The following is a 12,938-nucleotide window of genomic DNA, read 5'->3' as shown; positions in this document are numbered from 1 at the left end:
ATTGTTAAAGAGCTTGATTCAATAAAATGAACCATTTTTAAAAACACTTAAATAAATGTGCTTAAAGATGGTATCCCGTAGGGGAGTCGAACCCCTGTTACCGCCGTGAAAGGGCGGTGTCCTAGGCCTCTAGACGAACGGGACATAGGTTACTCTTAACTGTTTAAACATATCAATCTGTGTGGACACTCATCGTGGTATCTTCGTATAAGGAGGTGATCCAGCCCCAGGTTCCCCTAGGGCTACCTTGTTACGACTTCACCCCAGTCATGAACCACAAAGTGGTGAGCGTCCTCCCCGAAAGGTTAAACTACCCACTTCTTTTGCAGCCCACTCCCATGGTGTGACGGGCGGTGTGTACAAGGCCCGGGAACGTATTCACCGTGACATTCTGATTCACGATTACTAGCGATTCCGACTTCATGGAGTCGAGTTGCAGACTCCAATCCGGACTACGACGCACTTTTTGGGATTCGCTCACTATCGCTAGCTTGCTGCCCTCTGTATGCGCCATTGTAGCACGTGTGTAGCCCTACTCGTAAGGGCCATGATGACTTGACGTCGTCCCCACCTTCCTCCGGTTTATCACCGGCAGTCTCCCTGGAGTTCCCGACATGACTCGCTGGCAAACAAGGATAAGGGTTGCGCTCGTTGCGGGACTTAACCCAACATTTCACAACACGAGCTGACGACAGCCATGCAGCACCTGTCTCAGAGCTCCCGAAGGCACACCTGCGTCTCCGCTGGCTTCTCTGGATGTCAAGAGTAGGTAAGGTTCTTCGCGTTGCATCGAATTAAACCACATGCTCCACCGCTTGTGCGGGCCCCCGTCAATTCATTTGAGTTTTAATCTTGCGACCGTACTCCCCAGGCGGTCTACTTAACGCGTTAGCTCCGAAAGCCACGGCTCAAGGCCACAACCTCCAAGTAGACATCGTTTACGGCGTGGACTACCAGGGTATCTAATCCTGTTTGCTCCCCACGCTTTCGCATCTGAGTGTCAGTGTCTGTCCAGGGGGCCGCCTTCGCCACTGGTATTCCTTCAGATCTCTACGCATTTCACCGCTACACCTGAAATTCTACCCCCCTCTACAGCACTCTAGTTCACCAGTTTCAAATGCAGTTCCGAGGTTGAGCCCCGGGCTTTCACATCTGACTTAATGAACCACCTGCATGCGCTTTACGCCCAGTAATTCCGATTAACGCTCGCACCCTCCGTATTACCGCGGCTGCTGGCACGGAGTTAGCCGGTGCTTCTTCTGTTGCTAACGTCAAGATGCGCAGCTATTAACTACACACCCTTCCTCACAACTGAAAGTACTTTACAACCCGAAGGCCTTCTTCATACACGCGGCATGGCTGCATCAGGCTTTCGCCCATTGTGCAATATTCCCCACTGCTGCCTCCCGTAGGAGTCTGGACCGTGTCTCAGTTCCAGTGTGGCTGATCATCCTCTCAGACCAGCTAGGGATCGTCGCCTTGGTGAGCCATTACCTCACCAACTAGCTAATCCCACCTAGGCATATCTTGACGCGAGAGGCCCGAAGGTCCCCCTCTTTGGCCCGTAGGCATCATGCGGTATTAGCCATCGTTTCCAATGGTTATCCCCCACATCAAGGCAATTTCCTAGGCATTACTCACCCGTCCGCCGCTCGACGCCCATTAACGCACCCGAAGGATTGTTAATGTCGTTTCCGCTCGACTTGCATGTGTTAGGCCTGCCGCCAGCGTTCAATCTGAGCCATGATCAAACTCTTCAATTTAAAGTTTTGATTACCTAAATTAATAGGTGTGACTCAACGAATACTGACTTCAAAACTAATATTCATTGTTCTTTCGAAAAAGATTGATGAACATGTAATTCTAAAGCTATTACCATTCCAACAGAATGGTAATGAATTGACTGTGCCGAATAATTTCTTTCTACAAGAGAAAGTAGTTAAACGTATTGGTCACTCAGTTCATTGAAATCAAGTTTGTTACCGAAGTAACTGTTACTACCTAAGTAATAACGTTTTGATATTCATCAACGAGTGCCCACACAGATTGATAGGTTTAAATTGTTAAAGAGCTTCTCTTCGTTGTGAGTTACATCACTTCGGAAGAGGCGGCCATTCTAGCGATTTAATTCTCAGTGTCAAACACTTATTCGGAATTAATTTCTACTTTTAAAAAGTAAAAGCGAATCATCGCTTAAAGCTAGTTGCCTTACTAACATTCTTCGCTGAAGCCTTATGGCATCTGCCGTGTCAGTGAGGCGGCATTATAGAGATGCAGCTCTCATTGGCAAGCATTAAATACGTTTTTCATTAAAAAAAGAGGCTAAGCGAAGAGATTTCAACCAAGAGTCTATTTATACCAATCTCACCCCAACTTTTAAACAAATTAACCACAGAACCTTGTGGATAACTAGTCGTTACTTTCAAAAAAGTAAGATAATCGAGCTCGTGGATTTAAATACTCTCTCACTTGCTCGGGTAGTTTGCTTGGATGTACTGCATTAACGATTTTTATCTCTTTATTAAGCAAGTCAATAATCGGAGCTTGAGTTCTAGGGACGCTAGGATCATAAATCAGTACATTCGGGTAGAGCATATGTTTCGCATTAACGGAGATCACAACACCAATAGAGTCATTGGAAAGTTGTACCACCGTACCTGGCGGATACACACCCATAAACTTAACTAACAAACTCAAGTTGTCCTGACTATATAGGTGTTTGCAATTCTTGTATAAGTGGGACAATGCTAGATAAGGGATCTTAGGGTGAGGTTGCCCTCTGCCATGACAAAGGTTGTCGAAGGTATTCGCTACAGCGACTATCTTCGCAAATTCATCAATCTCTCCTTCCGTTAACCCTTCGGGGTAACCTGAACCATCATTCATTTCATGGTGCTGACCAATTACCTTCTTCGCGCTGTCAGGAAAATCATCAATTCCTGCGACTATATCCACACCGTATTTCGTATGAAGCTTTAAATAGTTTTCTTCCGGTACCGTTAACGCAGTCTGTTTTCTTAAGATAGCCGTAGGTATTTTTATTTTGCCGATATCGTGAAATAACGCAGCAAAGGAGAGTTCTTTTAATTGTTGAGTATCGAAACCTTTAGCCTTACCTATCATTAGTGCAACAACAGAAACATTCAATGTATGAAAGTAGAGGTCATCAAAGTCCACTTTAGTATTCATAAGATGCAGGGTAACGTTGTCATCGCTCACGAGTGTTTCGACAATATCGTCAACAAGAGCCTTCACCTCCCCTACCGCAGCTAAAGGACGATTACGAATCTTGGTCATAACAGAACGCATTCGAGCAAGCGAACGTTCGAACTCTTTCTCACAATGGCTTACTCTGCGACGGTAAGAACTTAGAGTTTCAATACGTTCATGCTTATCTTTCCACATTCTTTCCGTTTCAATACTTGCCTGTAAATCAGTATCCAAGGCTTGTTCATTCACGTGGTTAACTGGTAGAGGGGATGTATCGCTCTGATTCGGATTTATATAGACGTGCTTGATTCCAAGATGTCGAATTACTTGTACTTGAGCATCATCTTTGATTTTGAAACTGTTGAGTAGAAATGGGTGTTCATTCCATTTTACTGGGAGTCGTATGTGTAGACCGGGCTGAATGCGATCTACGGTAATCTTTATGCTGCCCATTTTTATATATAATATCGATCAATAATCTCTATTTATAATTCTAATAAAACCAAGCAGCAATTTCACTATCCAATTTCACTGGTTCAACTTAAAGAGTCACAATGTACCATCCAGCGTATACCAAATTTATCTTCCACTTTACCAAACCGCGCTCCCCAAAAAGTATCCGCTAAAGGTGTCATAATACGACCACCTTGCTTTAATTTTTCAAAGATTTGCTCTTGAGTCGTCGTATCCTCAGTAACAAGGGAGAGTGCAAGATTGTTTCCTTCTAATTCTTTCGCTTTGACGCCATCTGACATCATAAGCTTCATACCGAATGCTTCAAACTCTGCGTGCATAACCCAATCAGGCTGAGCACCCTCTATTACCTGTGGTGCGTCACTAAATAGTTGTTTTGATAAAACTACACCACCAAAGCACTTGTGATAAAAGTCCAATGCTTCATTACAACGACCATCAAAAAATAAGTAAGGGGTAACTTTCAGCATATCTCTCTCCTTTATGATCTATCTTAAACATAGACAATAGATGTGAGAATTAAAGGTAACATTCTGATTTAAGATAATTAATTCATTGGCACATTAGATTACGAAGAGAAATGATGAAATTTAGGAATGAAACATCAAGATCTGACTGATTGAACAGGCATACCTGCCGCCACAGCGAAGACAACGTTTTCTGCTCTCCAGATACAACAAAGCCCCGATTTGAGTCGAGGCTTTGTCATTAAATATGATCCGATAGGCGACTTGACTGGGCTTGCATCCAAGCCGGCACCCTGGGTTAGGAATTCACAAACGCCCAAAACGACGAAAGGTCGAGATAAAAACGACCTTTCTATGTTTGGTACCCGCAGGCGGACTGATTGGACAGGCACCCCTGTCGTCACAGCGAAGGCAACGTTTTTTGCTCTCCAGATACAACAAAGCCCCGACTTGAGTCGAGGCTTTGTCATTTAAATATGGTACCGGTAGGCGGACTTGAACCGCCACGCCCGAAGGCAACGGATTTTGAATCCGTCGTGTATACCAATTTCACCATACCGGCATTATCTTGGGGCATTGCCCTTTCGATGTCTGGCATTATACGTATGCGAACTGATGTGGCAAGTATAAAAACTTGAATTCATGTGTGTTTGCCGATAATTTCGCCACTAAGTCATAAGCTGTGCGTTATGTCTCTTTTCACGCTAAGCCTTAAACTATATTCTGACGCCTCAATTTTTGAAGAAGTAATAACACAATGACATCAACAAACACTCTGCCACCAGCAGGAGTAATGCGCCGATTTGGTGCTTTGTTCTATGACGCCCTTATTGTAATCGCTATTGAAATGTTGGCAGCTGGCGTTATTGTCGCTCTGCTGCACGCTCTAATGGCTCTTGGTATTTTTAACCATAGCGGATATGCAGATGTTAGTGACTTCTTAACAAACCATCCGATTTGGAGCCCAGCGTATACTTTTTACTTAGTGGTCGTTTGGGTTTACTTCTTTGTGTTCTTCTGGACAAGAGCAGGACAAACTCTGGGAATGAGAGCCTGGAAGCTACGCGTTCAAAACAAAGACGGTTCAGCTATTACAGTAACTCAGGCGATGATTCGTTTGGGTACTTCAGGTTTTGGATTGGCAAACCTATGTGTTCCATTCGATCCAAAAAAGCGTGGCTTTCACGATATCTGGGCAAAGACCGAAGTCGTTGTGTTACCACAAGCACGATAGCGTGATTTAAGTTAGCTCTAATCAAGATCAAAAAAGGAAGGCGTTATACCTTCCTTTTTTCTATTTACAGTTTCCGCCTCAAGAGCATGACTGCTATTCCGAGGAATACCACACTCGGAGCTAGCGCACCAAAAGCGGGGGGAATTTGATAAACCAAACTCACTGGACCAAAAAACTCACTGGATATGTAGAAAGTAAAACCTGCGATAACACCAGAAAGAATCCTAGCACCCATGGTCACACTACGTAGAGGGCCAAAGATAAACGATAATGCCATCAGCATCATGACCGCTATCGAGATAGGCTGAGTTATCTTTCGCCATAACGCCAGTTCATAGCGTGATGCATCTTGTTCTGAAGCTTTGAGATAAGAAACATAATCATACAATCCACTTAATGAAAGCTCTTCTGGTTTAACCGTTACTATCGCGAGCTTATCCGGTGCTAATGATGTCTTCCAAGAATAAGTTGGCAGGCTTTCTTTAGTAATTTGAAGTTCGTTTTCAAAAGACGTGATCTCTACATTTTTCATCGTCCACACGTTATCTCCAACGTAATCAACTTCGTCAGAGTAAATAGCGGTCTTTAGAGCTTTATTCTCATCAAAGCGCCACATGTTCATTCCATATAGCTTCTCATCATCAATTTTGACAATGAAGATAAAATCATTGGCATCGCGAGCCCATACACCACTTTGAGTCGAGATAATATTACCACCAGCAATTGATATGGTTCTTAAGTCACGAGCCATTTTCTGTGCTTGAGGTGCGCCCCACTGACCAAGCAATGTCACAACGATCATCAGTGGGATTGCGGTTTTGAGTACCGATAGGCCGATATCTAACTTAGAGAAACCCGCAGCCTGCATTACAACGAGTTCAGAACTTGCAGCAAGCATACCAAGCCCGATCAATGCGCCAAGCAAAGCGGCCATTGGAAAGAACATTTCAATATCACGTGGGATACTCAACAAAACGAAATACAGCGCTTGTAATAGATCGTATGTACCGCGACCAACCTTTCTAAGCTGCTCTACGTACTTGATGATCCCAGAGAGGCCAACAAACGTCACCAATACCAATGACGTCGTTGCGATGATGGTTCTGCCTATATATAAATCGAGAATTTTAAACACGGCTTAAGCCAACCTCTTATTCTTGAATTTTTCTTTCAAACGCCTTACTGGCACACTATCCATAAAGTTTGCACCAATCGCGACAAGTAACAACAACGCATTTATTGGCCACATGCCGACTACCGCGGGAATACTCCCTTCTTCAATCGAAGATTTGGTTGCACTGATTGCTAAGAAGTAAGTTAGATAAATCAGTATAGCTGGGCCGATTTTGGCGAAACGACCTTGTCTAGGGTTTACTGCAGACAGTGGCACAACAAGCATGGTCAACAATGGAATACAAAGCACCAATGAAATTCGCCACTGCAATTCTGCTTTCGCACTGTTTTCTGGATTACCAATCAGATCGAGCGTAGGAATGGCTTCCCAGTCACGGCCTTTCTTCTCAACTTCACGTTGGCCAATCAGGCCTTCGTACTCTTCAAAGTGTGTCACCATATAATCAAGACGAGTTGGAACACCTTCATGACGGGTACCATCGTACATCACAATCACTTGTCGACCATCGCTAAGCTCTTTTACGTCTCCGGATTTAGAGAACATTACACTAGGTAACACTGAATCACGTGGGCGCATTTGAGCTACAAACACATTTTCTAACTTATTACCGTCGATGTCATCGATGAAAACGACTGAAGAACCATCAGGAGTGCCTTCAAACTTACCTTTTGGCAGTAAATCCACACTGTTCTCTGCAGCCACTTCTTCATACATTTGCTCAACTTTATCTTGCGACCAAGGAGACAGCCAAAATGAGTTAAAAGCAGCAACAGATGCTGTGATTAAGGCCAAGTAAAGTGCAGATTGAATAAGGAATTTATTACCAATACCAGTCGCGTTCATTACGACTATTTCACTTTCAGCGTAAAGGCGACCAAAAGTAAGTAAAATACCAATATAGATACTGAGTGGAAGCATCAATAAGCCCATCGCGGGCATATTTAAGCCAACAATTGATAATATGAGGCTCGCTGGGATATCACCATCAGAGGCGTCCGCTAAAACACTGATGAATTTTTGGCTGAGAAACACGAGAAAGAGAACAAAAAAGATCGCAAATTGGCTCTTGATTGTCTCGCGGATCAAATATCTAACAATAATCACGCTCAAATTACCTATACAAAACTTGTTTTTTTGATTGAATCACTATAATTTCCCGTTGAACCTTTTATTTTTTTAAATTTTTAGCTAAGTGTTAGCGTTCTTCTTTAAGGTTAGTTCCATTATAGGATCCAACAAGTAAGAACCCATTATCTAACATTTAGTTCGATTTGTCTTCAGGATGTAGGAGTACGCATGGAGTTCAGTGTAAAAAGTGGCAGCCCAGAGAAACAACGCAGCGCATGTATCGTTGTCGGTGTATTCGAACCGCGCCGCCTTTCTCCAGTCGCCGAGCAATTAGATAAGATTAGCGATGGCTATATTAGTTCACTGCTTCGTCGCGGTGATCTAGAGGGTAAACCTGGCCAGATGCTACTACTGCATCAAGTACCTGGTGTACTTTCAGAACGTGTTCTACTGGTAGGCTGTGGTAAAGAGCGTGAGCTAGGCGAACGTCAATACAAAGAAATCATCCAAAAAACCATCAGCACACTAAACGAAACAGGTTCTATGGAAGCAGTATGTTTCCTTACAGAACTTCACGTTAAAGGTCGCGACACTTACTGGAAAGTTCGTCAAGCTGTAGAAGCAACTAAAGATGGCCTTTACACGTTTGACCAATTCAAGAGTAATAAGCCAGAGACTCGTCGCCCACTACGTAAATTGGTATTCAACGTACCTACACGTCGTGAATTGAGCCTTGGTGAGAAAGCTATTTCTCATGGCCTTGCTATTGCTTCAGGTGTGAAAGCATCGAAAGATCTAGGCAATATGCCACCGAACATCGCAAACCCTGCTTACCTTGCATCTCAAGCTCGTCGCCTAGCTGACGATTATGAAACTGTGAAGACTAAGATCATTGGCGAAGAAGAGATGGAAAAACTGGGTATGACTTCATACCTAGCAGTAGGCCGTGGCTCTAAGAACGAATCGATGATGTCTATCATGGAATACAAAGGCGCTGCGGATCCAGACGCAAAACCTATCGTCCTAGTCGGTAAAGGTCTTACTTTCGATTCAGGCGGTATCTCACTTAAGCCTGGCGAAGGCATGGATGAGATGAAGTACGATATGTGTGGTGCTGCCTCTGTATTCGGTACAATGAAAGCATTGGCGAAACTTAACCTGCCAATCAACGTTGTTGGTATTCTAGCGGGTTGTGAAAATATGCCTGGTAGCAACGCTTATCGCCCTGGTGACATCCTAACTACGATGTCTGGTCAAACCGTTGAAGTATTAAATACTGATGCAGAAGGTCGTTTGGTTTTATGTGATGCTCTAACTTACGTTGAGCGTTTTGAACCTGATTGTGTTGTCGACGTTGCGACACTAACTGGCGCATGTGTTATTGCTCTAGGTCACCACATCAGTGGTGTTCTATCAAACCACAACCCACTATCTCATGAACTTGTTAATGCTTCAGAGCAAGCAAGCGACCGAGCATGGCGTCTACCTATGGCTGACGAATACCATGAGCAGCTAAACAGCCCATTCGCTGATATGGCGAACATCGGCGGCCGTCCTGGCGGCACAATTACTGCTGGTTGCTTCCTGTCTAAATTCACTAAGAAGTACCACTGGGCACACATCGACAGTGCTGGTACGGCGTGGAAGTCAGGCGCAGCGAAAGGCTCGACAGGTCGTCCTGTCTCAATGCTTGTCCAATTCTTATTGAACCGCAGCGGCCAAGAGACTGAAGAGCAATCTTCAAAATAGTAAAAAGGGCCTACGGGCCCTTTTTTAATAACTGCTATTTGTTAGAGTCTGTAGACCAAGTAATATTGAGGTCCACAATTTTCAGTTCGAGTGTTAAGTATGCAAACTGCCACTTTTTACATAGTGCCTTCAGACAGTCCGCAAGCCCGCGAAGATGGTTTTACTCACTATGTGCTGTTTCTTGTTCAGCACTTTGCAAAACAAGGCGCTAAACTTTATCTCAACTGTAATGACAAAGAGCATGCCGAACGTATTGCGGAAGTTTTCTGGCAAGTTGAACCCAGTGAATTTATGGCACACAACTTGGTTGGCGAAGGACCAAAGTATTCAACCAACGTCGAAATCGGCTACCAAGGCGTAAAACATAATTGGAATCGTCAGCTAGTAATTAATCTGGCCGATAATCATACAACCTTTGCGAACGCCTTTGCTCAGGTGATAGACTTCGTGCCTTGCGAAGAAAAAGCTAAGCAACTCGCTCGAGAAAGGTATAAAATTTACCGTCAAGCTGGATATCAGCTACAAACTATCGAGATTCAACATCCATAGTCAAACGTCATAGTTAAAGCTCTCTTTGACTTTAAACTCAAGAAGCTTCACTTATGAAGTTTGACCACGATTAACCATTCACAGTATCCGTTTAAGAGCACTATGGAAAAGACATACAACCCAACATCAATCGAACAAGCTCTGTACAAGACTTGGGAAGAGAAAGGCTACTTTAAGCCACACGGTGACACATCAAAAGAAGCTTACAGCATCATGATCCCGCCACCGAACGTCACTGGCAGCCTACACATGGGTCACGCGTTCCAAGATACGATCATGGATACGCTTATCCGTGCTCAACGTATGAAAGGCAAAAACACGCTTTGGCAAGTGGGTACTGACCACGCTGGTATCGCAACTCAAATGGTTGTTGAGCGTAAGATCGCTGCTGAAGAAGGCAAAACAAAACACGACTACGGCCGTGAAGCTTTCATCGATAAAATCTGGGAATGGAAAGGCGAATCGGGTGGCACGATCACTCAACAACTTCGTCGTCTTGGTGCATCTGTAGATTGGGATCGTGAACGATTCACTATGGATGATGGCCTATCGGCTGCGACTCAAGAAGTGTTTGTTCGTCTATACGAAGAAGACCTAATCTACCGTGGTAAGCGTCTAGTAAACTGGGATCCTAAACTGCACACGGCAATCTCGGATCTTGAAGTTGAAAACAAAGACAAAAAAGGTTTCATGTGGCACTTCCGCTACCCGCTAGCGAACGGTGTTAAAACGGCTGATGGTAAAGATTACATCGTTGTAGCGACGACTCGTCCAGAAACCATGCTTGGCGATACTGGCGTTGCTGTTAACCCAGAAGATCCTCGTTACAAAGATCTTATCGGCAAAGAAATCCTACTTCCTGTTGTAAACCGTCTTATTCCTATCGTAGGCGATGAGCACGCAGATATGGAAAAAGGCACGGGTTGTGTGAAGATAACTCCAGCTCATGACTTTAACGATTACGAAGTGGGTAAGCGCAACAACCTACCAATGATCAACATCCTAACGTTCAACGCTGATATCCGTGATGCTGCTGAAGTCTTCACAACGAACGGCGAAGAAAGCGATGTTTACTCAACGGACATCCCTGCTAAATACCAAAGCATGGAGCGTTTTGCTGCACGTAAAGCTATCGTTGCTGAATTCGATGAGCTTGGTCTTCTTGAAGAGATCAAAGATCACGACCTGACTGTCCCTTACGGCGACCGTGGTGGCGTGGTTATCGAACCAATGCTGACTGACCAATGGTACGTGCGCACAGCACCTCTTGCAGAACCTGCGGTTAAAGCGGTTGAAGATGGCCAAATCCAATTCGTACCTAAACAGTACGAAAACATGTATTTCGCGTGGATGCGTGACGTGCAAGACTGGTGTATCTCTCGTCAACTTTGGTGGGGCCACCGTATCCCAGCATGGTACGACAACGATGGTAAGGTTTACGTAGGTCGCACTGAAGAAGAAGTTCGTGAAAAGAACAACCTAGCGCCTGTTGTTGTACTTAAGCAAGACGACGACGTACTAGATACTTGGTTCTCTTCTGCACTTTGGACATTCGGCACGCAAGGCTGGCCTGAAGATACTGAAGCACTAAAAACATTCCACCCATCTGAAGTACTAGTATCTGGTTTTGATATTATCTTCTTCTGGGTTGCTCGTATGATCATGATGACCATGCACTTCGTGAAAGACGAAGATGGCAAGGCTCAAGTACCTTTCAAAACCGTTTACATGACAGGTCTTATCCGTGATGAAAACGGCGACAAGATGTCTAAGTCGAAAGGTAACGTACTTGATCCAATCGACATGATTGACGGCATCGGCCTTGAAGAGCTAGTAGAGAAGCGTTGTGGCAACATGATGCAACCTAAACTGGCTGCTAAGATCGAAAAGGCTACACGTAAAACTTTCGAAGATGGTATCGAACCATACGGTACTGATGCATTACGTTTCACTCTTGCTGCTATGGCTTCAACTGGCCGTGACATCAACTGGGACATGAAGCGTCTTGAAGGTTACCGTAACTTCTGTAACAAGCTATGGAACGCAAGCCGTTACGTACTGATGAATACAGAAGAGCACGATTGTGGCATGTCACTGTCTGTTGAAGACCGTGCAAACATGGAATTCTCTCTAGCAGATAAGTGGATTGAATCTCAGTTTGAAGTTGCAGCGAAAGAATTTAATGCTCACCTAGACAACTACCGTCTAGACATGGCAGCAAACACGCTTTACGAATTCATCTGGAACCAATTCTGTGACTGGTACCTAGAGCTAACTAAACCGGTTCTTTGGAAGGGTACTGAAGCTCAACAACAAGCGACCCGTTACACTTTGATCACGGTTCTTGAGAAAACACTGCGTCTTGCTCACCCAGTTCTTCCTTACATCACTGAATCTATCTGGCAGAGCGTTAAGCCACTAGTAGACGGTGTTGAAGGAGAGACAATCATGACTCAAGCACTTCCTCAGTTTAATGAAGCTAACTTCAATGCTGAGATCGTTGACGATATCGAATGGGTTAAGACTTTCATCACTGCTATCCGTAACCTACGTGCGGAATACGATATTGCTCCTAGCAAAGGCCTAGAAGTGATGATCAAAGTCGCTGATGAGAAAGATGCTGCGCGTATCGAAGCAAACAAGATCGTTCTTACTTCTCTAGCGAAACTAGATGACATCAAAGTACTGGCTGATGGTGAAGTGACTCCAGCTTGTGCAACGAAGCTTGTTGGTAAATCTGAATTGATGATCCCAATGGCGGGTCTTATCGACAAAGATGCTGAACTTGCTCGTCTAGATAAAGAAGTGGCTAAGACTCAAGGCGAAATCAAACGTATCGAAGGTAAACTAGGTAACGAAGGTTTCGTTGCTAAAGCACCTGAAGTTGTTATCGCGAAAGAGCGTGAAAAGCTTGAAGGCTACCAAGAGACTCTTGTTAAGCTTGAAGAGCAAAAAGCGACCATCGCTGCGCTTTAACTGATTGAACGAGAAAGCTTCGAACTTCTCGATCTAAATAGAAAGGTTGGTCCTCGTGACCAGCCTTTTTTATGCC

The 12,938-nt window shown here is 44.3% G+C and carries 8 protein-coding genes, 2 tRNA genes and 1 rRNA gene; 4 read left to right on the top strand and 7 right to left on the bottom strand.

Annotated elements, in window-relative coordinates; genetic code table 11:
- Positions 1 to 68 precede the first annotated feature (68 nt).
- The 5 genes from SJY39_RS03540 to SJY39_RS03520 form a co-directional block, all read right to left on the bottom strand.
- Positions 69 to 144 (bottom strand) — tRNA-Glu (locus tag SJY39_RS03540).
- Between the two features lie 64 nt (positions 145 to 208).
- Positions 209 to 1,763 (bottom strand): 16S ribosomal RNA (locus tag SJY39_RS03535).
- 646 nt (positions 1,764 to 2,409) lie between these two features.
- The gene (locus SJY39_RS03530; RefSeq protein WP_016783725.1) at positions 2,410 to 3,663 is read right to left on the bottom strand and encodes an HD-GYP domain-containing protein; all 1,254 of its coding nucleotides are present in this window, start codon (positions 3,661 to 3,663) and stop codon (positions 2,410 to 2,412) included.
- A gap of 83 nt (positions 3,664 to 3,746) precedes the next feature.
- Positions 3,747 to 4,154, bottom strand: coding sequence for a VOC family protein (locus SJY39_RS03525; RefSeq protein ID WP_010441580.1), 408 nt, complete (start codon positions 4,152 to 4,154; stop codon positions 3,747 to 3,749).
- Between the two features lie 474 nt (positions 4,155 to 4,628).
- Positions 4,629 to 4,713 (bottom strand) — tRNA-Leu (locus tag SJY39_RS03520).
- A 195-nt stretch (positions 4,714 to 4,908) separates the two neighbouring features.
- Here SJY39_RS03520 and SJY39_RS03515 point away from each other — a divergent pair.
- Entirely contained in the window at positions 4,909 to 5,385 is a 477-nt protein-coding gene (locus tag SJY39_RS03515) for an RDD family protein (protein WP_010435000.1), read from the top strand.
- Positions 5,386 to 5,449: 64 nt separating this feature from the next.
- Here SJY39_RS03515 and lptG read toward each other — a convergent pair whose 3' ends face one another.
- Positions 5,450 to 6,520 carry an LPS export ABC transporter permease LptG gene (gene lptG / locus SJY39_RS03510; RefSeq protein ID WP_010435002.1) on the bottom strand — a complete coding sequence of 357 codons (1,071 nt, stop codon included), beginning with the start codon at positions 6,518 to 6,520 and terminating at the stop codon, positions 5,450 to 5,452.
- A 3-nt stretch (positions 6,521 to 6,523) separates the two neighbouring features.
- A complete protein-coding gene (gene lptF / locus SJY39_RS03505) occupies positions 6,524 to 7,624 on the bottom strand; it encodes an LPS export ABC transporter permease LptF (protein ID WP_010435003.1) in 1,101 nt (366 codons plus the stop codon).
- Between the two features lie 192 nt (positions 7,625 to 7,816).
- Between lptF and pepA the strand changes: the two genes are divergently transcribed.
- The 3 genes from pepA to SJY39_RS03490 all read left to right on the top strand — a co-directional run bounded on the left by pepA (position 7,817) and on the right by SJY39_RS03490 (position 12,862).
- A complete protein-coding gene (pepA, locus tag SJY39_RS03500; protein ID WP_010435005.1) occupies positions 7,817 to 9,337 on the top strand; it encodes a leucyl aminopeptidase in 1,521 nt (506 codons plus the stop codon).
- Positions 9,338 to 9,436: 99 nt separating this feature from the next.
- A complete protein-coding gene (locus SJY39_RS03495) occupies positions 9,437 to 9,886 on the top strand; it encodes a DNA polymerase III subunit chi (protein WP_010435007.1) in 450 nt (149 codons plus the stop codon).
- A 102-nt stretch (positions 9,887 to 9,988) separates the two neighbouring features.
- Positions 9,989 to 12,862: a valine--tRNA ligase gene (locus tag SJY39_RS03490; protein ID WP_016793855.1), complete on the top strand. Its 2,874-nt coding sequence runs from the start codon at positions 9,989 to 9,991 to the stop codon at positions 12,860 to 12,862.
- Positions 12,863 to 12,938 lie beyond the last annotated feature (76 nt).

The sequence above is a fragment of the Vibrio sp. R78045 genome (assembly GCF_042466085.1).
Lineage (GTDB): Bacteria > Pseudomonadota > Gammaproteobacteria > Enterobacterales > Vibrionaceae > Vibrio > Vibrio cyclitrophicus.
This window is presented reverse-complemented; position numbering and strand designations above follow the sequence as displayed.